The sequence below is a fragment of the Streptomyces sp. LZ34 genome (assembly GCF_053890475.1).
Genome location: NZ_CM132680.1, coordinates 10,512,865 through 10,532,850, shown reverse-complemented (window position 1 = coordinate 10,532,850; position 19,986 = coordinate 10,512,865). Strand labels below are relative to the sequence as shown.

General features: G+C 65.8%; 19 protein-coding genes and 6 pseudogenes. 12 read left to right on the top strand and 13 right to left on the bottom strand.

What is annotated here, in order from left to right; all coding sequences use genetic code 11:
• Positions 1 to 96: 96 nt before the first annotated feature.
• A complete protein-coding gene (locus tag ACWY4P_RS45300; protein WP_456206676.1) occupies positions 97 to 507 on the bottom strand; it encodes an ester cyclase in 411 nt (136 codons plus the stop codon).
• A 322-nt stretch (positions 508 to 829) separates the two neighbouring features.
• Positions 830 to 1,069 (bottom strand): annotated as a pseudogene (locus ACWY4P_RS45295) (integrase); the annotation flags it as partial.
• A 135-nt stretch (positions 1,070 to 1,204) separates the two neighbouring features.
• Between ACWY4P_RS45295 and ACWY4P_RS45290 the strand changes: the two are divergent.
• Positions 1,205 to 2,300 (top strand): annotated as a pseudogene (locus tag ACWY4P_RS45290) (integrase core domain-containing protein).
• A gap of 224 nt (positions 2,301 to 2,524) precedes the next feature.
• Positions 2,525 to 2,740, top strand: coding sequence for a transposase (locus ACWY4P_RS45285; protein ID WP_456206674.1), 216 nt, complete (start codon positions 2,525 to 2,527; stop codon positions 2,738 to 2,740).
• A 55-nt stretch (positions 2,741 to 2,795) separates the two neighbouring features.
• Here ACWY4P_RS45285 and ACWY4P_RS45280 read toward each other — a convergent pair whose 3' ends face one another.
• Positions 2,796 to 3,677: an endonuclease/exonuclease/phosphatase family protein gene (locus ACWY4P_RS45280; protein WP_456206672.1), complete on the bottom strand. Its 882-nt coding sequence runs from the start codon at positions 3,675 to 3,677 to the stop codon at positions 2,796 to 2,798.
• A 178-nt stretch (positions 3,678 to 3,855) separates the two neighbouring features.
• On the opposite strand from ACWY4P_RS45280, the pseudogene ACWY4P_RS45275 reads away from it, so the two are divergent.
• Positions 3,856 to 3,999 (top strand): annotated as a pseudogene (locus ACWY4P_RS45275) (integrase); the annotation flags it as partial.
• Between the two features lie 135 nt (positions 4,000 to 4,134).
• Here ACWY4P_RS45275 and ACWY4P_RS45270 read toward each other — a convergent pair.
• Positions 4,135 to 4,326: pseudogene (locus ACWY4P_RS45270) on the bottom strand (hypothetical protein); the annotation flags it as partial.
• Here ACWY4P_RS45270 and ACWY4P_RS45265 point away from each other — a divergent pair.
• The 5 genes and pseudogenes from ACWY4P_RS45265 to ACWY4P_RS45245 all read left to right on the top strand — a co-directional run.
• Positions 4,269 to 5,035 (top strand): annotated as a pseudogene (locus tag ACWY4P_RS45265) (integrase); the annotation flags it as partial. The pseudogenes ACWY4P_RS45270 and ACWY4P_RS45265 sit on opposite strands and share 58 nt — an antisense overlap.
• 1,392 nt (positions 5,036 to 6,427) lie before the next feature.
• Positions 6,428 to 6,631: a hypothetical protein gene (locus tag ACWY4P_RS45260; protein ID WP_311729210.1), complete on the top strand. Its 204-nt coding sequence runs from the start codon at positions 6,428 to 6,430 to the stop codon at positions 6,629 to 6,631.
• On the top strand, positions 6,628 to 7,026 hold the full coding sequence (locus ACWY4P_RS45255; protein ID WP_456206671.1) for a PIN domain-containing protein: 399 nt from the start codon (positions 6,628 to 6,630) through the stop codon (positions 7,024 to 7,026). The genes ACWY4P_RS45260 and ACWY4P_RS45255 overlap by 4 nt, the downstream gene beginning before the upstream one ends.
• A gap of 44 nt (positions 7,027 to 7,070) precedes the next feature.
• On the top strand, positions 7,071 to 7,376 hold the full coding sequence (locus ACWY4P_RS45250; protein ID WP_456206669.1) for a helix-turn-helix domain-containing protein: 306 nt from the start codon (positions 7,071 to 7,073) through the stop codon (positions 7,374 to 7,376).
• Between the two features lie 385 nt (positions 7,377 to 7,761).
• Positions 7,762 to 8,199, top strand: a complete 438-nt coding sequence (locus tag ACWY4P_RS45245; RefSeq protein WP_456206668.1) for a cupin domain-containing protein — start codon at positions 7,762 to 7,764, stop codon at positions 8,197 to 8,199.
• A 126-nt stretch (positions 8,200 to 8,325) separates the two neighbouring features.
• On the opposite strand, the gene ACWY4P_RS45240 is transcribed toward ACWY4P_RS45245, so the two are convergent.
• The 3 genes from ACWY4P_RS45240 to ACWY4P_RS45230 all read right to left on the bottom strand — a co-directional run bounded on the left by ACWY4P_RS45240 (position 8,326) and on the right by ACWY4P_RS45230 (position 10,868).
• A complete protein-coding gene (locus ACWY4P_RS45240; protein WP_456206667.1) occupies positions 8,326 to 8,550 on the bottom strand; it encodes a hypothetical protein in 225 nt (74 codons plus the stop codon).
• A gap of 65 nt (positions 8,551 to 8,615) precedes the next feature.
• Positions 8,616 to 9,389: a sugar-binding domain-containing protein gene (locus ACWY4P_RS45235; RefSeq protein ID WP_456206665.1), complete on the bottom strand. Its 774-nt coding sequence runs from the start codon at positions 9,387 to 9,389 to the stop codon at positions 8,616 to 8,618.
• A gap of 483 nt (positions 9,390 to 9,872) precedes the next feature.
• Complete coding sequence (locus tag ACWY4P_RS45230; RefSeq protein WP_456206663.1) at positions 9,873 to 10,868, bottom strand: LacI family DNA-binding transcriptional regulator; 996 nt, start codon at positions 10,866 to 10,868, stop codon at positions 9,873 to 9,875.
• A 505-nt stretch (positions 10,869 to 11,373) separates the two neighbouring features.
• Between ACWY4P_RS45230 and ACWY4P_RS45225 the strand changes: the two genes are divergently transcribed.
• On the top strand, positions 11,374 to 12,966 hold the full coding sequence (locus tag ACWY4P_RS45225) for an ISL3 family transposase (protein WP_456206662.1): 1,593 nt from the start codon (positions 11,374 to 11,376) through the stop codon (positions 12,964 to 12,966).
• Between the two features lie 24 nt (positions 12,967 to 12,990).
• Here the strand turns inward: ACWY4P_RS45225 and ACWY4P_RS45220 are convergent, their stop codons facing one another.
• Positions 12,991 to 13,341 (bottom strand): site-specific integrase, encoded by a 351-nt coding sequence (locus tag ACWY4P_RS45220; protein ID WP_456206661.1) that lies wholly within the window; start codon positions 13,339 to 13,341, stop codon positions 12,991 to 12,993.
• A gap of 126 nt (positions 13,342 to 13,467) precedes the next feature.
• Positions 13,468 to 13,935: a hypothetical protein gene (locus ACWY4P_RS45215; RefSeq protein WP_456206660.1), complete on the bottom strand. Its 468-nt coding sequence runs from the start codon at positions 13,933 to 13,935 to the stop codon at positions 13,468 to 13,470.
• A gap of 71 nt (positions 13,936 to 14,006) precedes the next feature.
• Here ACWY4P_RS45215 and ACWY4P_RS45210 point away from each other — a divergent pair, with 71 nt between their 5' ends.
• The 3 genes from ACWY4P_RS45210 (at position 14,007) to ACWY4P_RS45200 (ending at position 15,820) form a co-directional block, all read left to right on the top strand.
• Positions 14,007 to 14,171 carry a hypothetical protein gene (locus tag ACWY4P_RS45210; RefSeq protein WP_456206658.1) on the top strand — a complete coding sequence of 55 codons (165 nt, stop codon included), beginning with the start codon at positions 14,007 to 14,009 and terminating at the stop codon, positions 14,169 to 14,171.
• 99 nt (positions 14,172 to 14,270) lie between these two features.
• Positions 14,271 to 14,720, top strand: coding sequence for a hypothetical protein (locus tag ACWY4P_RS45205; RefSeq protein ID WP_456206657.1), 450 nt, complete (start codon positions 14,271 to 14,273; stop codon positions 14,718 to 14,720).
• A gap of 794 nt (positions 14,721 to 15,514) precedes the next feature.
• Positions 15,515 to 15,820: a hypothetical protein gene (locus tag ACWY4P_RS45200; protein WP_456206656.1), complete on the top strand. Its 306-nt coding sequence runs from the start codon at positions 15,515 to 15,517 to the stop codon at positions 15,818 to 15,820.
• 729 nt (positions 15,821 to 16,549) lie between these two features.
• Here ACWY4P_RS45200 and ACWY4P_RS45195 read toward each other — a convergent pair.
• The 4 genes and pseudogenes from ACWY4P_RS45195 to ACWY4P_RS45180 form a co-directional block, all read right to left on the bottom strand.
• Positions 16,550 to 17,119: a S1 RNA-binding domain-containing protein gene (locus ACWY4P_RS45195; protein ID WP_456206655.1), complete on the bottom strand. Its 570-nt coding sequence runs from the start codon at positions 17,117 to 17,119 to the stop codon at positions 16,550 to 16,552.
• A 240-nt stretch (positions 17,120 to 17,359) separates the two neighbouring features.
• On the bottom strand, positions 17,360 to 17,632 hold the full coding sequence (locus tag ACWY4P_RS45190; protein WP_456206654.1) for a peptidase inhibitor family I36 protein: 273 nt from the start codon (positions 17,630 to 17,632) through the stop codon (positions 17,360 to 17,362).
• A 316-nt stretch (positions 17,633 to 17,948) separates the two neighbouring features.
• Positions 17,949 to 18,233 (bottom strand): annotated as a pseudogene (locus ACWY4P_RS45185) (BRCT domain-containing protein); the annotation flags it as partial.
• Between the two features lie 927 nt (positions 18,234 to 19,160).
• Entirely contained in the window at positions 19,161 to 19,712 is a 552-nt protein-coding gene (locus ACWY4P_RS45180) for a hypothetical protein (protein ID WP_456206652.1), read from the bottom strand.
• Positions 19,713 to 19,986: the final 274 nt, after the last annotated feature.

Sequence of the window (19,986 nt, the reverse complement as noted above, 5' to 3'; positions counted from 1 at the left end):
TCAAGCGGGGAGTCTCAAGCGTGACCATCGAATCATTCTGGATCACAAATGGGCTCTCCGCCATCCTCACCAGGCACTTTCGATACACGCCCTAGACTAGTCGACGAACCCCAGCTGACGGAGCATGCCCAGTTCGTCGCTGCTGCCCCAACGCTCGACGATTTTCCCGTCGACGAACCGGCTGATCTGCATTGCCCGGTAGCTCACTTCCTTGCCGGTCGGCGCATGCCCCATGAGCTCACCGAGATGCGTCCCCCTGATGGTGTAAGCGAAGGCCAACTCGTCATCTGTCGCCACCAGATGTTCGACTTCTACGTGCAGATCCGGGAAGGCACTCCTGACCTGCGCGAACATGGCCTTGTAGCCCTCGGGGCCGGGGACCTGACCGGGAGCGGGGTCGTGGTCGACGGAGTCGAGTGCCACGACGTGCTCGAAGGCGTCCAGATCTCCCTTACCCACGGCCTCAGCGAACGCGGTCTGGGCGGCGATATTGGTCTCTCGGGACATGGTTCTCCTCGGATCGGAAGCGGATGGGGCCACCCATGGGGCGCTGCCACTCCGGGCATCGATCAATCCGTGGTCGACGGTCAGTGGTCGCATCGTCAGGTGTCGTACAGTCAGCTGGGTACAGCGCGCGACGTGACCCGCCGTCGCACGGAGATCCTAAATGGCTCTGCTTTTCATCTTACGCCCGCGCTACGCTGACCGTAGTGCTCCAAAATGGCTTCACCGGACCTGACCTGGGGTAACGAACCTGACCACCAGGTTCCAGCATGATCAGTCCTCATGCTGGTGCGACTTCGTGGGTGCCGATAAATCATCCGGCAGTTCAGGCCGCTCGTCGGTATTCGTGGAGGGTTCCGCCGAGTCGGTCTCGTCTGCGGACGTCCAGGTGGGCGAGCCGGGCCTGTTGCGTGATGGGTGTGGGTAGCGGGCGGCAGGGAGCGGCTTGTTCCAGGGCCCTGTGCGGGCGGTGATCGTTGTAGAAGGATTCGTACTCGCGCAGTGCGTGGAGGGGGTGGCTCTGGTTCCAGATCAGGGTTCGGTTCAGGAGTTCGTGGCGGCAGGTTCATCCGGGGTTGCCCTTGCCAAAAACCTCATCCGCCCTGGTAGGGGCCGGTGCATCGGGTTTCCCGAAATCTGGCCGCGGTCGTCTGAGCCGCGCTCTCGCGCAGCTGCCGTCAGCACGTCATGATGATCGATCGTGCTGCTGCGACTGGCTTACCTGGGTGTGTCGAACGCGTTCGCGATGCTTCGCCTGCTGCCGATGACCGACCGGGACAAGGACGCGGATCCTCGCCCTGCGCCACCAGATCACCGTGCTGGAACGCCAACTCGGCAAGGACAAGATCCGGTTCACCCCGAGCGACCGGGCATTCCTGGCAGCGCTCTTGCACCGACTGCCACGGCACGTCCCGCGAAGGTCACGGCTGCTCGTACGCCCCGACACGGTACTGCGTTGGCACCGCAACCTCGTCGCACACCGCCACGCCACCTCCTGCCGGCCCAAACGCCCGGGACGACCCCCTACAGTGCGCTCGATCCGCATCCTGGTGCTACGCCTGGCGAAGGAGAACCCGAGCTGGGGGTACCGACGCCTGCACGGCGAGCTCCTCGTACTGGGGGTGAAGGTGGGCGCGTCCACCGTCTGGGAAATCCTGAAGGAGGCCGGCATCGACCCAGCACCCGAGCGGAACTCCAGCACCTGGGCCAACTTCCTTCGCACCCAGGCTGACGCCCTGCTGGCCTGCGACTTCATGGAAACAGTCACCCTCTCGGGGACACGGATGTACGTGCTCGTAGTGATCGAACACAGCAGTCACCGGATCCGCATCCTGGGCGCCACCACACATCCGACCGCCTCCTGGGTAGCCCAAGCGGCGAAAAACCTCGTCATGGACCTCGAAGACCTCGGCTGCCGGGCACGGTTCATGATCAGGGACAGGGACGGGAAGTTCCCCGAACTGTTCGATGCCGTCCTCAAGGACGCGGGGATCGAAGTCGTGCTCACCGGCGTCCAGATACCGAGGATGAACTCGATCACGGAAAGGTGGATACAGACCTGTCGCCGCGAGCTCCTGGACCGGACGTTGATCTGGAACCAACGACATCTCCTCCACACCCTGCGCGAGTTCGAGCAGTTCTACAACGCACACAGACCACACCACGCCATCGCGAACGGCAGACCGCTGCACCCATTGCCCCCACCGATCGACGATCCGGACACGTTAGCCCGCCTCGACATACGCCGGCACGATCGCCTCGGCGGCATCCTCCACGAATACCGGCATGCAGCGTGACCTGCACGGATGAGATTTCCAGCAAGGGCAGCTGCGCTGCCACCGTGAGCTACTGCCCCGCCGCCACGCGAAGGCCTCCCGCCCCAAACGGCCGGGACAACCCCGCACTGCACGATCCGTGCGCGCCCTGGTATTACGGCCGGCACGAGAGAAATCCAGCCGGGGGTACCGGCGCATCCACGGCGAACTCACCGCCCGCAGCACAGCGGGGTGCCGCCGGCACCGTGTGGAACATCCTCAAGGACCACAGCATCGACCCCGCACCCGAACGCCAACGCACCACCCGGGCAACCTTCCTAAGCTCCCAGGCCATCCTCTCCGCCGACTTCTTCGAGACCAAAACCCTCACCGGAGCGACGCTCTACGTCCTCGCGGTGATCGAGCACGCCACCCGCCGCGTACCGATCCTCGACACAACCGCACACCCCACCGCGGCCTGAGTCACCCAGGCCGCCCCGCAATATGGCCATGGACCTCCAAGCCGCAGGCGCCCACTCAAGTTGGGTCCAGGTCGGTGTGCAGCAGGTGGTGGTCCGAGTACGGGGTCGGAAGCACACGGTGCTCAAGCGGGACGATGCCTCGCAGGAAAATGTAGTCAAACTTGCTCTGCCAGTCGGTGGTCGGCTTGCAGGTTCCGGTAGACGAGGGATGACACTGGGGGTCTGTGTCCGCGGCCAGTGCCCACATCCCGGTGAGCTCGGGAGCGTCCGGCACAGCGTTGAAGTCGCCGAGAACGATCGCGCGGTCGTGCCGGGCGACGTCTGCGGCGAGTATGTCGGTCTGGTCTGCTCGGACTGCCTCCTGACGTCGTTCAGCGAGGTGTGTGTTGAAGACCCGGACGGACCGGCCGCCCACACTGGTGGTGACTGCCATGTACCCACGGTCCTCGGATCCGCCGTCGGGGTATTCCACGTTGACCGGGTTCGTCATCGGCGCCGCCGAGAGGACCGCTTGGCCGAATGCCCCCGGACTCCACGGCGCTCCCCCGCAGCGGCCCCAATTCCGAAGAACCATCCCGTACTCGACGTGGTAAACCAGCCCGTAAAAGCCCTCCAGATAGTCCCGCATCCTCTCGACGTCACGCACGCACGCTTCTTGTAGGCCGATCACCTGGGGCGCATACGTGGCGATCTCCGCTGCGCGGTCGACGTTGCTTTCCTCACAGGGGTTGCAGATGTTCCACGTCATGACCCGGTTCGGCACGACACCCCTGACGGCATCGACGGGCAGTGACCTGGCGAGGGGCGCGCCGCTTGGTGCGCTGGGGCCGACGAGCACCATGCAGGCCACGATCACGGCGCCCGCGAACAACCGCGTGTCCCTTCCGAACACCATCGCCTCCTCAGAGTGGATACACGTGGCATCCGACGTCTCCATGCACGAGGTTATGGGACGGAGTTGTGAGCAACATACGCGGTGTGCCGGATCTCATTGCGCTCGGACGAAGCCGCCGCCTCGCCCAGGTCGACCTGAATCGTACCGCCGCACGTGCACACCGGTCGCCGTGCCATCCGTGCGGCGCGAATGACCATCCGACCACGGAACATGGCGCAGGCTGCTCGTGCTGGGCGTGAAGGTGGCCGCCTCGACCGTCTGGAAGATCCTCAAGGAATCCGGCGTCGATCCAGCCCCCGACAGGACCTCCAGCACATGGGCCGACTTCCTGCGCTCCCAAGCCGGCGCCCTCCTGGCCTGCGACGTTGAGCAGGCCGCCGAGTAGCTGTCGCCGTCGGACTACAGCAGCAGGCAGGGGGATGACGCTCGGGTGGTCGTCTGGGGCTCGTAGGTCGAGGCTGCGGTGGGCCCGTCCGGTGTCGTAGTGCTCGGCGTACGTGGTGCGGACGGCACGGAGGTGTCGTTCGCCGGTGATGAGGAGGCGGTCGGTGCACTCTGCGCGGGCTGTGCGTATCCATCGTTCGGCGAACGCGTTTGACCGGGGGCTTTGCGGCGGAGTCGGGATGACGGCTACGGCCGGGACGACCCCGCACTGTACGATCCGTGCGCGCCCTGGTGTTACGGCTGGCACGAGAGAACTCCAGCTGGAGGTACCGGCGCATCCACGACGAACTCACCGTCCTCGGTATCAAGGTCACCGCCGGCACCGTGTGAAACATCCTCAAGGACCACGGCATCGACCCCGCACCCGAACGCCAACACACCACCTGGGCGACCTTCCTGCGCTCCCAGGCCCAGGCCATCCTCGCCGCCGACTTCTTCGAGACCAAAACCCTCACCGGAGCGACGCTCTACGTCCTCGCGGTGATCGAGCACACCACCCGCCGCGAGCGAATCCCCGGCGCGACCGCACACCCCACCGCGACCTGGGCCACCCAGGCCGCCCGCAATACGGCCATGGACCTCCAAGCCGCAGGCATCAGGACGAAGTGATCCGAGACCGGGACGTTCGCTACCCATCGTCCTTCGACACCGTCCCGCAAGCCGAGGACATCCAGATCATCCAGACCGGCGTCCAGATACCGCGCATGAACGCGATCACGGAACGCTGGGTGCGGTCACGCCGAACCGAACTCCCAGGCCGCACCCTCATCTGGAACCAGACCCATCTCCTCCACGCGCCACGCGACTACGAGGCCTTCTACAACGAGCACAGGCCTCACCGCACTCCCGCAAGCGCCACACCGCTCCACCCACTACCCGAACCGAATACCGACCCCGACCAGCTCGCCCATCTCCACATCCATCGACGCGACCGCCTCAGCGGCATCCTGCACTAGTACCAACATGTCGCGTGACCAGCACGGACGAGGTTCTTGGCACCTACAAGGTCGGGACTCGCCGCGGCGAGATCATCTTCGGTCAGGGCGTGAAGGGGCACACTGTCGGGTGCGGTCATCGTGCTGATCTCCTTCAAGATCTTGGTCGTTCTCGAAGGATCAGCCGATGGCCGTCTCTCTACCCGGGCACCCATTCCGACTCCGGGAGAAACCCCCGGATCAGGCAGGAACCCGTACACCGCTTCACAGGACGCAACCGCCACCCGACCCGGCACAAGTTGAGAGGCTCAACCGACCGTCACCGTGTAACGGCAACACCAGATTTGTCGCAATACCCTGGTCAGCAGCTGGTCACTTCGCGCACCACCGTCCAGGCACGGCCATCCCTCTGACCTTCCATCCCAAGGACGACCGAGCCGAAGCCCTGCCCCCCTGCGAAGACCCTCTGCGGCCAGTCCAGCAGTCGCTTGGCACACTATTTAGCGCGCGAGGGCACCTGCCGGCTGTCTCACTACGGCGCTACAGAGCCCGATAGGGCGCTCACGCCCTGGGAGTGCCCCATCTGCACGCGGACGCCAAGGGGCTTTGCCCCGCCTTGACGCGGCGGGCAACTCGCGCCCCGGACACCCGAGCCCCGGCTGCCTGCGGAAACAGGCCGACCGAGGCCGTCAGCCCACACCTTCCCCCCTGTCGCATGGGGAGCACGACACCGCGCCCCCACCCCGAAAGGGGGTCGAGAGCCGACAAGGGGTCCTTATGCCTCTCGATGCAGAGAGCATCCGAATCGATCGGGTGACCCCGGGGGCCCCTGATTGACGACGGCGCGTGTGGGCGCGGTACGGCGCTGCAGGTCTACCGGATCGGGTGACGGACGAATCGGACACGATTGACACGTCTGCGAGTTGGGAGCACGAGGGCTCCCACTTGCTCCCAGCCCGGAAACGGTTAAGGCCGCCTCCGCTACCCGCGGAAACGGCCTCCGACCTGCGAAGACGCTGGTCGGGACGACAGGATTTGAACCTGCGACCCCTTGACCCCCGGCAGTGACCACTCTCCGCAACCAGCCGTACCACGCTGTAGCAATCCGTTCAGGGCTATACGCCGCCACACGAAGCCCAAGAGGTACGCTCCCCGCACACTACGCGCCAGTCGGCGTCGCCGGGACGCAGTCGGGCGACGTACCCCTCCCCCGAGTGACGCGGACCACGGTCCGGCGACTTTGACCGCGTGGACCCGAGCTCCCCTCCCCCGCCCATGGGAGCCGACGCGGGGCATCCCAGCCGAGGCCAACCCTCGGCATACGCTTTGACGTCGACCGCGCGACACCTGCGCCAGCACCGCCGATAAGGAATTTGTTATCATTGTGAGGGTGCCCAGGCATTCAGGGAGGACATGATGGCCAAGATCACCATTGAGATCGACGAGGAGCGCCTCGCCGAGGCCAAGCAACTCCTGCACACCGAGGATGACGCCGAGGTCGTGGCCAAGGCGGTGGATATTGCGGTCGGTGCGATCTACCAGCGTCGCGCGGCCCGACAGCGGCTGAGCGAGCTCGCGGGTGAGGGCGGCGCCTTCGGCGAGGCCCGCCCGGCGTGAGCGCGTCCCACTACCTGATCGACACCAGCGCCTGCAACCGCCTGTTCCGCACCCCCGCCGTGGAACGACATTGGGCCACCATCCTGGACGAGGGCCGAGTGTCCGTGTGCGAGATCACCGAGCTGGAACTGGTCCGCGCCACCGGCGGCCGCGACGAGCGGGCCGTGCTGGAGCGCTACCTCCACGACGCCTTCGGCTGGACCCCCGTACCCGACCGTGCACTCACCCGAGCCCGGCACGTGCAGGACCTCCTCGTCGCCACAAGCTGGCACCAGGGACCGGGAGCGGTCGACCTGATGACCGCCGCCACCGCAGAACTATGCGGACTGACCTTGCTGCACTACGACGCGGACTTCGAAACCATCGCCAAAGTGACCGGACAACCCCACCAGTAAATCGCCCCACGCGGCAGCGTCGACTGACAAGGACAACGGCCACCATGGACCACACCACACACCCGGCCAAACACACCGACGCGACACCGCCTGACAAGACCACCACCCACTGGGGGGCATTCCTGAAAAAGGCCCGGCGCAGCAGAGGTATGAGCCAGCGGGCACTGGCCCGGGAACTGGGAGTCAGCCAGGCCCGGATCGCCCAGATCGAAAACGGAGCCAGCACCCCGCAGATCGACACCATGGCCGCTTACATCACCGCCCTCGGCGGCGAGCTGACCCTGCGAGCCGACTTCCACGACCACGTCACCCAGACCACATGGCCCCAACCACACACCACAGAAAGCTGACACCCACACAGGCCGACTTCACGTGGTGACGCACCGCCTGCGCCAGCACCCGAGCGGCGCGTCACACCACAACAGGGCAGACGCTGCCTGATGCGGCACTGGATGCCCGCCGATGACATGGCGCGATGCGGTCTCGACGCCGCTGGCTCCCGGATTGCGGCGGCCGCCGACGGGAGGCACGGTGGTGTCGAGACCGTTTGGACGAGGCAGAAGGCACACGGCGTGTCACGGATGCGGGCTGTGGCTTGTCCTCATCGCGAAGCGAGTGTGAGCCGGGAACCGGCGAACTTGGTCACCGCCGAACGAGTGGGTCGATACACCGGTCCGGAATGCGGTGGCCGACGCAAGATCGTTCATTCCGGGCAGGCTTACGGAGGTGCGGTACATGTCCGCGAAGAACCCAGAACACGGGAGCGCCCACGAAGTCTCCTTGCCGCCCGAAGTCAAGTTGCTGCAGGAAGTCACTCCACCCTTCTTTCCCGAAGGTGGTTCGGGAATGACCATCCTCGTCGAGTGGCCTCCCGGTCACCCCGGGCTCCCTCCGCATCGCCACTCGGGCCCGTCGTTCGGCTACGTGATGGAGGGCGCGCTCCGGTTCGAGCTCGAGGGTGAGCCGGAGCGTGTGGTCGAGGCCGGTGGGACGTTCTGGGAGCCAGGCGGTGACGTGATCCACTACCAGGACGGCAACGCCCTGTCGGACGCACCGACCAAGTTCGTGGTGACCATGCTGTGCGCGCCGGGTCAGCCGATGCTCACGCTGGTCGACGAGGAGGAGCTGAAGGAACGGGCGCAACTGCGCGCCCCGCGTCCCTCCGAAGGCTGACCCGCGAGATCGACAAGAGTGCGGAGTCCGGAACACCGCTCCAGGTGCCGGGCTTTGCAGCAACCGCCAGCCTTCATCATCATCGATCTCACGAACCCTGTGCCGCTCGATGGAGTCCTCTTCTTCTTACGGAATCGGGGGCGTGCCGCAGGACGAGCGGCAGGAGCACGCCATCGACGAACTGGGCGCAGAAGCTTCGTCGATCGGCTCGCCGGTCACCATCAGTCGGTTGAACAGCAACGCAGGACCGATGTCCGGCGCGTGGGTCAGGTCGGTGCCGGTCTCCAGACATCCCGCTTCGGGGGCCTCGCGAGTCCGCTCCGTCGCGGCCTCGCGCTTGTCGGCCACCATCTAAGTGCGCACCCCTTGGGCGAGGTCCGGACCACGGTGCATGGCGCCGAGCAGGCCGACCATGCCTAGCAATCAGGCCTAAGCGGGCGGAAACGGCCGCCGAGCGTGCGCCCGGTGGCTGTGTCAGTTTCTTTGGGGTTCTGGCACAGATCTTGGGGAGTGGTTGCCGAGTGGTCACTGACCGCCCCCGGACGCCACTCGATCAACCGCACGGAGCGGAAGATGCCGGACAGCCACCACATGTCCTGATCCTCCAGGTAGCTCCCGGCGGACCACTGGTGGACCCGGACCGCCAGCACGTTGCGGCCCGCCCGAAGCGCCTCGGAGGCGTCGAACTCGGCGGGCAGCCGGCTGCCGGTCGCCCAGCCGAGCTCCGTGCCGTTCAGCCAGACAGTGAAGTGCGAGTCCACCCCCTCGAACCGCAGCACCCAGCGTGTACCGGGAGCGACGGGGTCGAGAACGAACTCCCGGCGGTACTCGCCAGTGGGGTTGTCCTCTGGTGGATGCGGCGGCTCCACCGGGAACGGGTAGACCACGTTCGTGTAGGCGGGGGGACCGAAACGGGCATCGCCCGGGTCGAGGAGGTTTCCGTTCTCGTCACGCAGGCCTTCCATCTGCCACAGGCCCGGAACACGCATGTGGTCCCATGCCGAGTCGTCGAACCCGGGCGCCTCGAATCCCTCGGTCATCTCCCGCACTGACGGGCTGAGCCGGAACCGCCACCGACCGTCCAGCTCGATCGTCCGGGCATCACTGCGAGCGCTCGCCCTCGGCGCCATATAACCCTCGCCCGGGGTGAACGACGCAAGCCGTTGGCTCGACGTGTTGTGCAGGCTCATGGAACGCCCTCCGTAGCGGGGTCAAACGGTCGGCAGTAGCTTGATTTCCGGGCTCAGGCGCGCCGGTGGAGAAACGAAAGGAAGTACTCGAAAGCCGGTTACCGAATCCCTTGATAATTTACTGCGGAATTGACGACCGGTCCCGATCGAATGGATTTCCCCCATAGGAACTTCCGCCGGACCGTGAACCTTCACGGTCCGGCGTGCAGCACACGCTAGGGAGGCTGATCCCCACTGTCAAGGTTGCTCGCACGACAAATTCAATTCACGCACCGGATGGCACACCAAAGACCCCGTTCACGGCAGCGGAACGGGGCCTGTCACAGCTATTTCTCGTAAAAGGGCGAACATGAAGCGCCGCTCGCGCTTCATGCTTGCGGCATTGTTTTATTTCTTTGATTGCCTCAGCGATCCGGACGGTGACCGGAGTTCGTTTCCCCGATTTCAGTCTCTCACGCCACGGGATCCGTTATCGGGGCAGTGTCATGTCGATTCCCGCCACAGCAGGCGCGGCATGACGGTGCGGCAGAGAGACTCAGTACTGGTGAAGTTGCTCCCCGCGAGTGCGTCGGCGATGTCGAGCGCGCTGCTGACCAGTGCTTCGCGATCGAGTGAGATCGTGCTGACGGTCGGGTGGACGGCCTCGCCGAGCGTCAGTCCGTCGACGCCGAGGATCCTCACCCGCCCCGGCACCTCGACGCCCAGTGCCTGCGCGGCCTGGATGGCGCCGATGGCCATCATGTCGTTGAAGACGAAGACACCGTCGACATCCGGGTACTCGGCCATCAGCGCGCGAAAGGCGTGGCCGCCACCGGCCATGGACTCCTCTCCCACGACGACCGCTGGTTCCGGGGCACCGAAGGCGAACTCCTCGAAGAACCGCCGGCGCGGCGTCGGCGAGTAGGTGGGCGAGGCGCGCAGGGAGTAGGACGAGTCGATCATTCCCACGCGTCGGACCCCCTCCGCTCTAAGTTCGGCCATGGCCTGACGGATGCCCTCACGCAAGTCGATCTCGACGGAGTGGAAACCGGGACGGCGGTAGCGGTCATCGAGCACGATCACGGGAATACCTTGCACAACCGCGGCCAGCTCGTCTTCGGGCAGCGAGAAGTGTCCTACGAACAAGTCGACATGTTTGGCCAGCATCTCGATGGCGGCGGCCTCGCTGCCGGATTCCCGCGAGGCCATCATCACCTGCCAGCCCCGCTCGGCGGCGGCCGCGAGAAAGGCACCCGCGATCTCGGTGAAGTACGGATTACTGAAGGACCCGACCAGCAGCCCGACCGCACGCAGCCGCTGCCGGCCGACCAGGTTGCGCGCGAAGCGATTGGGCCGGTAGCCAAGTTCGGCGCTGACCTCGAGGACACGTCGTTTGGTGGCCTCGCTGATGTCGCCCATGTCGTTGTGGGCGCGCGTGACCGTCTGCCGGGACACACCCGCGGCCGTGGCAACGTCGTTGATCGTGACACGCCTCGACATGTTCACCCCTTGATTACCGGATCCGTGGCCACCGAACGCAAGCCCTCGTGGCCACTACCGCGGTCCCATGCACGACGAGCACACGATTCGGGCGTGCTGGTTCGGGGAGCCCGGCAGTTCCGCAGCGGCAACCGTGAACGGGAGCGATGCGGGTGCGGTCCCTCGCTGTCGGCAGGGGCAGATCGTGCTCCGCCCTCGGAGAGTCTCGTCTCGCGACACCGACGATGTCTGCGACGCGGGGCTCGCTCCGGATACGCCACACACCGTCTCATTAACGAGACCGAACTCATGAGGGCCTCCCCGGCATTCGTCGCGGTCGAGGCGATGGCATCGTACTGCTGATCAAGCGTTCCGTGAACGTTCACGTTCCACTGTCGGTCGCTGAATTTAGGCGCCACGTGAGGGCGTGTCAAGGCTCCCGGCTCCCTGTGGGTGCCGGGAATTAGGCTCTTGCAAGATTTTCGTGATGGGGTGACAGTGCGTCATCTTGGTGTCATCGTGCGGAGTGTGTGACGAGCTGCTGGGCATCGTGTTCCCGTACCTGGAGAAGGTGCTGGTGGAGCGGGTGAGCCTTGAGGGTGAGAAGGTCGAGGTTTGGGCGCGTACCCGGGAGGGTGTCGCGTTGCCGTGTCCGGACTGCGGGGTGTTGTCGACGCGGGTGCACAGTCGCTATCGGCGTCGTCTGGCCGATGTGGCGGTCGGTGGCCGTCCCGTCGTGATCCATCTCGGTGTGCGACGCATGTTCTGTGATGAGCCTGGCTGTCCGCGGCAGACGTTCGCCGAGCAGGTGGACGGGCTGTCCGTGCGGTATGGGCGCTATACGCCGCTGCTGCTGGGGCTGCTCCAGGCGGTGGGGCTGGCACTGGCCGGGTCCGCCGGGGCGAGGCTGCTGGCGGTCCTGCACATGGCGGTGAGCCGGGTGACCCTGTTAGCGCTGGTGATGGCGTTGCCGGACCCGGACTGGAAGGTTCCCCGGGTACTGGGTGTCGACGACTTCGCTCTGCGTAGGGGCGGAGTGTGGGACACGGTGCTGGTGGACGGGACAACGCGGCGGGTGCTGGAGTTGCTGCCCGGCCGGGACGCCGAGCCGCTGGCCACGTGGCTCCGGGATCACCCTGGGGTGCGGGTCATCTGCCGTGACCGGGCAGGTGCCTATGCCGAGGCTGCCACCCGCGCCGCGCCGGCTGCCGTGCAGGTCGCGGACCGCTGGCACCTGTGGCGCAACCTCGGACAACACGTGGAGAAGGACATCGCCCGCCACCGCGGATGCCTGCACCGAGCGGCCACGGACCGAACACCTGCAGACCGGACCGGACTCGAAGATCTGCCTGCGCAGGCCCTGTCCGCTCAAGGAGCGCTGGAGGCGCGCACCCGCCGCCGTTACCGCGAGGTCCATGCCCTGCTGGAGCAGGGTTGGGCGCTGAAAGAGATCGCCCGTGTGCTGCGGCTGAACCACAAAACCGTGCAGACCTTCGCCCGGGCTGAACACGTGGAAGAACTCCTCGCTCACGCCGCCGGTCGTCGCCCCAGCAAACTGGACCCACACCGCGACTACCTGCACCAGCGATGGGCCGAAGGGTGCCACTCGCCCACAGCACTCCACCAGGAACTCACCCAGCGGGGCCTGCAGTGCAGCATCCGGCTGGTCACCCGCTACCTGCGCACCCTCCGAGCGAACGGAGCCCTGCCCACCCCGGAACCTGCCCCGCCTCCAACCCGACGGCTCGTCGGCTGGATCATGCGCCACCCCGCCACCCTGAACCCCGATGACCAGCAGCGTCTTAAGACCGCACTGGCAGCCTGCCCCGAGCTGAACGCCCTGCACCAGCACGTCCAGGCCTTCGCCCAGATCATGACCAGACGCAACGGCCGACACCTCAACACCTGGGTGCACCAGGTCCGCAACCAAGACCTCCCCTCACTCAAAGCCTTCGCGACCGGACTGGACAAGGACTGGAACGCCGTCACCGCCGGCCTCACCCTCGACTGGAACTCCGGCATGGTCGAAGGCACCGAAAACAAGATCAAAATGCTCAAACGCCAGACCTACGGCCGCGCCAGCCTCGCACTCCTCCGCAAACGAGCCCTACTCACCTGACAACGCTCACCGACCGTCACCGCATCACGAAAATCTTGCAAGAGCCGGATTTCCGGCACCCACAGGCTTCGGCGCGATCCGCATCCACCGGGCGAAGTCCCGCGCGTCCACCCGCGTCGCCCGTTCCCATGCCACACCCCATCCAGAGAGAAACCGCCACCATCGCAGGAGGTCCATCCCATAGGACCGGATCGTCGTCGCCAGCCGCGAACACGCCTGAAGCTCCGCGAAGAACGCCTCCATGGGTGCGACGACGGCACCGTTCTCATCGAGCAGCGCATAGGGCCGTGCCGGGTCGGCCGTCTCCACCAACCCACCGACCTCTGGCAGCACAAAGTCCACCAGATCCCGGCCCGAACCACCAGTCTCAAGCATGACCGGGAAGCTAGCAGACACCCCATCTGAGCTGCGAATATGCGGATCCAACAGCACTTCTCTGAACCAAGGCCAGGGCCGCTGCGCTGGAGTATGTGCGGCCAGGGCCGTGGCCGGTCACACACATCAGGTGTAGTAGGTGTCGAACGATCCGATCCACGACGCAGCCAACGGCAGGACACACACCTGCATGCCGGCTGTGGTCCAGCACCGACACAGGGCCGCAATCCCGGAGGTCCACCACGCCGTCGTGCGCAGTGCGCTCACCGCTCCGGCCTGATAGCCCTGCCCAGAGGGATCCGTCATCCCGGGGTAACCCATCCAATCCTCTGTGAAGATGCCGTCCGACCCGAGCACGATGGCTGCCGACACGAGCCACAGATCGACCAGGAGGGCCGCCACGGCGAGCACCACGTCGAGACGCAGGTACGCGGGCGTCGGCACCAGCAGCCGTACCGCCGGGTGTCCGTGGCGCCGCACCCAGTCCCGGGGCCAGATGCGTACCAGCACAACGACGGCGTACACCAGCCCAGCGACGGCCGCTGCCCACCCGCCCATGAAGACCAGTCCGAAGAACAACATCCCGAAACCCATGCCGGGCCAGATGCCGCACCGTTTCGAATGGTTCCCTCCGCATCAATGATGCGGGGAAGACGGGACTCCACGTGTCGTACGCCAACCCCATCGACGCCTTCGTCGGCCACGGAGGATGCGACAGCGACGAGTGGATCAACAAGATCGTGCTCGGTCCCAACGGGACGGCGACTTCCACGAAGGCGACCCGCATGCTGTCTGCATCGCTTTCTCCGGCATCGGCCAGACGTGCCTGAGCCGCGAGGCCTTCCACCCGAAACAGGCGGGCACCACGGGATACGCACACGTGGTGGAAAACCGCCTGACCGCCATCGGATACACGGGAACATGACAGGGTGATTCCCACCGCACAACAGCGCAACGGCCGGCCGACCGGGCTTCTCGTCCGGACGGTCGGCTGCGTCGGCGCCGTCGTACTGGTCTGCTTCCTCATCGCTGCGAGTCTGGTGGTCTGGTTCTTCAGCCACATGCAAGATGTCCAACGGAGCCGTGACCGCGACGCACAGGCCGCCGTCATCGCCGCGGCCGAACAACTCAGGATCCGGCTCGTCGACGCCAACTCCGACGGCACACTCGCCGGACAGGAAATCGACGTGGCCCTGAACCACAAACCGAGCATCCGTTCCCTCCGGCGGGAAAAGACACGCACCATCCTCGTGGTGTGGATCGCCGACTCGGGCTGGGCCCAGTGCTATTCCTACACCGCGCTGCCCACAGGTGCCGTGAGCAGCGCCCCTCTCAAGGTCTGTCCGCCCTCGTCCACCTTGATAAGACCGGGCCCCTGACGGCTCTCTTCCACAGCGCAGAAAGAATCGGTGCCAACGGCGACGACCACACCTTGGCGGACCGCCGACGGCTCGGGGAAAGATCCGAAGTGGTCACGCATGGGGGCGCCCAGACGCCTTGGCGGGGAGACGGTGGCCGCGAACGGCACGGCGACACCAGCAGGTCCGATACGCCACCACCGCGGTTCCGCAGCTCCCACTGCACCAGAATCCGCCTCTGCAGGGGCGTCACCGCCGTGCCTGGCCGCGCATCGCAGAGCGGACCCGGGCAACACCCGCCGCGTACGGGTTCGGCTCGCTGTCGGCGATCGCCACCGGTGCGGCCGGTACGGCATGTCGGCGTACTGCCTGGCGCGCATCGCGGCGGTACGGGTGGACAGTAGATGCCGGGCGGTGCGCTCACGGGCCTGCTGGGCGACTCCGGGATCAACGGCACGACCTGCGCAAACACGGATACGCCGCTAGCGGAACGCTGAACGTCGACCACGTACGTGGCATACATCACGCGCAGTCAGCTGACCAGCCGTTCACACTAACGAACAGACGAAGGCCGCCCGGATCGATCCAGGCGGCCTTCGCGGCGAGAACGGGTTGGAGGGCGTTATCCGGGGACTACGGCGCCGTACCACCGTCCCCGAGTCGGCCTCTGCCAGGCCGCCGGATCTGGTCAACCGTCCCTTCGAGGCCAGCCGGCCGAAGCGGCTCTGGGTGGCCGATCTCACCTACATCTGCACCTGGTCGGGCTAGGTCTACGTGGCCATCGTCCTCGACGTGTACTCGAGAATGATCGTCGGATGGCAGCCCGCCACCCACATGCGCCCGGATCTCCCCCTGGACGCCATGAAGCTGATCTCTATTTCCCCGAAAGCGACCTGATCCGCTACACGACCGGATTCGTGCCTCCTGAGCCGAAGGCCGCCCCGCACCGGGTTTCGGATCAAGCCGCGCACGGAGGTTTTAGTGGCCACGGGCATGTCCAGATGACCGACGCCCAGGCCTCACCCACCGAACCGTTGTACTCGCAGGCATACGCGGAGATCCTGCCCTTCGCACGCTGGACCCTTGCCGATTCATCGCATTTGCGGCACGCGGTCTGTTGATCGCCACCGAAATGCCCCCATGGGACAGATCCGGGTTGAGGGCGCGACGACGAGCAGTAGGCGAGTACCCCCACATCACCGCTGCCCACGGTGTGCGTGGCTTGGGCGGCGGCGATCGCTGTCGGTGAAGCTGTGAGGCTGGCGAAAGCAAGCCCGACTGCTGCCGCGCCCGCAGCGAATGGGGTACGCCGTGTGAAGGGCCGGAGGCGCACGCTCAGCAATTTGCGCAAACTCATAACGCTCCTTCGGTAAAGACGTCGCGACAGGTGGAATCGGTCTGCCGCTCGGGCCGTTCCTGTCTGGACTGCCGGGCACTTCCGGTGTAGCGGCCCAAGCATTGTTCGCGTTCGGAGGACTGGTACCGAAAAAACAACTCCTGAAAAATATGAGCACTGCGGTATACCGGAACGCTGGCCGCGCCACGAACGGTCGCAGAAGTCACGTGATCGCGGACCTGGAATGAGTGCCCCAGGTCGAGCAGGACCCGACCGCCCCGTATGACGTGTTGGGGCTCGGGTCGCACGTCCGGGTACGTCCGGGGCGTCGGCTGTCCGCGGACAACTGGCATTGTCCACCGTCGGCCCTCCCTTGACCTGCGATGTGGCCACCGACGTCGGATGGTCAATCCCTCCGGTGCGCACGGTGGTGCCCAGCGGGGTAGTCCGTTTCGCCGAGCAGGCACTTCGGAACGCTCGCGCAGGGGAACCGTGTCACGGGAGCACAGCGGGGTCACAGGTGGTCGGGTGAGACCTGTCGTCGGGAGAGGAGCAGCCTGCGTAGCTCTCGGTCGATTTCGGTGACGACGACCGTGACCTCGTCGCCGACCTGGACGACATCCGACGGAGCTTTCACGGGGGTCCACGTGAGCTCTCGTAGGTGGACCAGCCCCTCGATTCCGTTGGCGACCTGGACGAAGACGCCGAATGGGACCAGCCTGGTGACGTGTCCATGCAGTTTCTGACCCACTGCATTGCGGTCGGCGAATGCCTGGAAGGGATCCGGCTGCGTCGCTCGCAAGGACAGTCTGGCCTCCAGGTTCCACGTGTCGAACTGGAGGAACTCACATAAGACACGCTGTCCGACCTGAACGACATCGGAAGCCGCTTCGAAGCGCCGCCAGGACAGTTCGGGGATCGTGATGAACCCGACACCGGGGAAGACCGGGTGGTTGGGACCGTCGTCCAGCGCCACGAACACGCCGAACCGTTCAATCGCTGTGACGGTTCTGGAAAGGGTCTCACCGAAGTGCAGTGATTCCAGAAACGCCCAGAGTTCTGGATTCTCAGACGGTCCGCCCATGCTGCCCAGCCTTCCATGATGAGCTGTGCTCTTGAGGTGGCGTCCGCTACAGCACCCCCTTGAGCGAGCCCGCCGGCGCGTACGTGTGGCCCAGCCTCCCCGGCCCGCTGGTCAGCCACCGATCCAGCGCGACCGGGTCCAGCGGCCGGGTCCGGTTGTCAACAAGATGCCCAGGTAGGAATCCGGCAGCGGCTGGGCGCCTGGACGCGGCTGGTCCCTGCCTCAGAGCAGCGAGGGCTTTCAGCCGCAGTCGTTACGGTTGATACGCAGTGAGCGGGTCTGGTCGTTGAGGTTGTAGCCGCGCAGGTCGTGGATTGAACCGCCGCTCTTGGTGACGCACACCCACCGGCCGGCGAAGTCGCGCTTCTCGTAGACGCGTGCGGTGCGATCGGAGTTGTTACGCACCGAGATACCGCGATCGCGGATGACGGAAGGCAGGTCCTTCACGCTGCCGTCGACGGCCCGCTTCACCCACGGCTGGCCGCCGAAGTTGATCTCGGGGTAGATGCACACGTAGCCGCCGGGACATTCGATCTCTACCGACCTGGCGGCCGCCGCGCGGCAGCGGGAGCCTCGGCGGCCAGGAGGGGCACGGTCAGTGCAGCGGCCACCAGGCCGCGGGAGATGTGGTTCACGCTCACATTGAAAAGCCACCACACCATTCGCGGGGGCACCGGGAGACAAAACCACACGATCGGGGAACGGTACGGTCGCTCACGGTCCACGGTGAAGCGGTCGGACATGGCCCGTAGGGGCCAACGTAGACCGGCTGCTTGAGGAGCTCGGCCTTGTGGCAGGCCACCGCTTTAACCGGGATTCCGTGGGCTGATCACTGCCCTGGGTTCTCGGTGCCAGGCCGGGGCAGGAGGTCGGCAATGAGTTCGGCGAAGGCGCCGGGCGAGACGATGCGGATGCCGAGGTCTTCGGCCTTGGCGCGTTTGGCCCCGGCGCCCTCTCCGGCGACCAGGAGGGAGGTGCGCTTGGAGACGCTGGAGGAAGACCTGCCGCCGGCCTGTTCGATGAGTTCGTTCATCTGGTTGCGGCCGAGCTGTTCCAGTGGACCGGTCATGGCGCCGGTGACGACCACCGTCATGCCATGGAGCGGGCCTGCCGCGTCGGCGGGAAGATCTCTGAACAAGCTCTCACCTGTGTGGATGTTTTACCGGCACCCGCAAGGCTCAACCGACCGTCACCGTGTAACAGCAACACCAGATTTGTCGCAATACCCTGGCCAGCAGCCCGTCACTTCGCGCACCACCGTCCAGACACGGCCCGGCCATCCCGCTGACCTTCCACCCCAAGGACGACCGAGCTGAAGCCCTGCCCCCCCTGCGAAGACCCCCTGCGGCCAGCCCAGCAACGCTTGGCACGCTATTTATGCGCGCGAGGGCATCTGCCGACTTTCTCGCTACAGCGCCATAGAGCCCGATAGGGCGCTCACGCCCTGGGAGTGCCCCGTCTGCCGGCGGACGCCAAGGGGCATTACCTCGTCTTGACGCGGCAGGCACCTTGCGACCGGGACACCCGAGCACCGGCTGCCTGCGGAAACACGCCGACCGAGGCCCTCAGCCCACAGCTTCCCCCTGTCGCATGGGGAGCACGAGATCGTGCTCCCACCCCGAAAGGGGGTCGAGAGCCGACAAGGGGTTCTTATATCTCTCGATGCAGAGAGCATCCGAATCGATCGGGTGACATCGGGGGCCTTCGGTTGACGACGGCGCGTGGGGGCGCGGTACGGCGCTGTAGGTCTACCTGATCGGGTGACGGACGAATCGGGCACCGTTGACACGTCTGCGAGTTGGGAGCACGAGGGCTCCCAGAGGGCTCCCACTTGCTCCCAGCCCGGAAACGGTTAAGGCCGCCTCCGCTACCCGCGGAAACGGCCTCCGACCTGCGATGATGCTGGTCGGGACGGCAGGATTTGAACCTGCGCCCCCTTGACCCCCAGCCGGGTGCCAATTCCTCATCGTTTGCGTCACTTTAAGACTCTCGCTGCTCTGAAGCGCCGTCAAGGCCCCTACAACGCCATGCGCCGTAGCCGTCAAGTGCCATGCCGGAGCGCATCACGCGATCCCAGCTGATGGTTATTGCGCCCATACAACGTGACAAGGTCAATCAAGTGGACGTCATCGCGGCGAGCGGCCATCTCGCGGAGCGGCGGGGTGAAGCCGTGCTGGGAGAACAAGGCCAGAGCGGCATCGGCACTGTCATGGCCTTGAGAATCCAGAACGGTGCGGATGTGCTCCAGGCGTTCCAGGTCTTCCACGCCGCGGCGTCGAGCAGTCGCCTTGGCCTCGCCGAGCAGAGCGATGCGCGCCTTGGGGGTGCGCGGCTTGTCGCCGGGAGTGAGGGCGACGACGTCGAGTTCGTGCTTGGCGCGTCCCTCGGTGTCGTGGATGTCGGTGATGCCGGCTTCGTCGGCGGCATAGAGCCGCACCCAGTCGCGGGCGAGTTCTTCGAAGTGGGGACCGAGGATCTGCGAGGCGAAGGTGGGGCCAGCCGCCTGCCACACCTGCTGGCCTTCGCGGCGCTCGAGCAGGTCGGTGTAGGGGACGGTGATCAGCTGGTTGAAGCGGATGATCGGGTCGGCCACGGTGATGGTGGGCTTGCGCTGGCGCAGCAGGTCGTCCTCGCGGCGCAGGTAACCGGACTTACCAGTGCGCGTTCAGGAAGGCGGCGTGCAGCCTCTTGATCACGCGGCGGGAAGTGCGCCATAGTGAGGGCTGCACAGACTGCTGTTCGGACTTCCAGGGCGGCACTGTCCGCTCGTTGCCATAACGTCGACAGCATCGTTAACAGCGATTAATTCAGAGGGCACCGAAAAAAAGGGGGCGGAAAAGCGGCGATGGAAGTATCCAGTCGCCGCC

Excerpts from the sequence above, each read along its gene's own strand:
- ACWY4P_RS45300 (WP_456206676.1), bottom strand. The coding sequence starts at position 507 with ATGTCCCGAGAGACCAATATCGCCGCCCAGACCGCGTTCGCTGAGGCC.
- ACWY4P_RS45280 (WP_456206672.1), bottom strand. The coding sequence starts at position 3,677 with ATGGAGACGTCGGATGCCACGTGTATCCACTCTGAGGAGGCGATGGTG.
- ACWY4P_RS45260 (WP_311729210.1), top strand. The coding sequence starts at position 6,428 with ATGATGGCCAAGATCACCATTGAGATCGACGAGGAGCGCCTCGCCGAG.
- ACWY4P_RS45250 (WP_456206669.1), top strand. The coding sequence starts at position 7,071 with ATGGACCACACCACACACCCGGCCAAACACACCGACGCGACACCGCCT.
- ACWY4P_RS45245 (WP_456206668.1), top strand. The coding sequence starts at position 7,762 with ATGTCCGCGAAGAACCCAGAACACGGGAGCGCCCACGAAGTCTCCTTG.
- ACWY4P_RS45240 (WP_456206667.1), bottom strand. The coding sequence starts at position 8,550 with ATGGTGGCCGACAAGCGCGAGGCCGCGACGGAGCGGACTCGCGAGGCC.
- ACWY4P_RS45235 (WP_456206665.1), bottom strand. The coding sequence starts at position 9,389 with ATGAGCCTGCACAACACGTCGAGCCAACGGCTTGCGTCGTTCACCCCG.
- ACWY4P_RS45230 (WP_456206663.1), bottom strand. The coding sequence starts at position 10,868 with ATGTCGAGGCGTGTCACGATCAACGACGTTGCCACGGCCGCGGGTGTG.
- ACWY4P_RS45220 (WP_456206661.1), bottom strand. The coding sequence starts at position 13,341 with ATGCTTGAGACTGGTGGTTCGGGCCGGGATCTGGTGGACTTTGTGCTG.
- ACWY4P_RS45215 (WP_456206660.1), bottom strand. The coding sequence starts at position 13,935 with ATGGGTTTCGGGATGTTGTTCTTCGGACTGGTCTTCATGGGCGGGTGG.
- ACWY4P_RS45200 (WP_456206656.1), top strand. The coding sequence starts at position 15,515 with ATGGCAGCCCGCCACCCACATGCGCCCGGATCTCCCCCTGGACGCCAT.
- ACWY4P_RS45195 (WP_456206655.1), bottom strand. The coding sequence starts at position 17,119 with ATGGGCGGACCGTCTGAGAATCCAGAACTCTGGGCGTTTCTGGAATCA.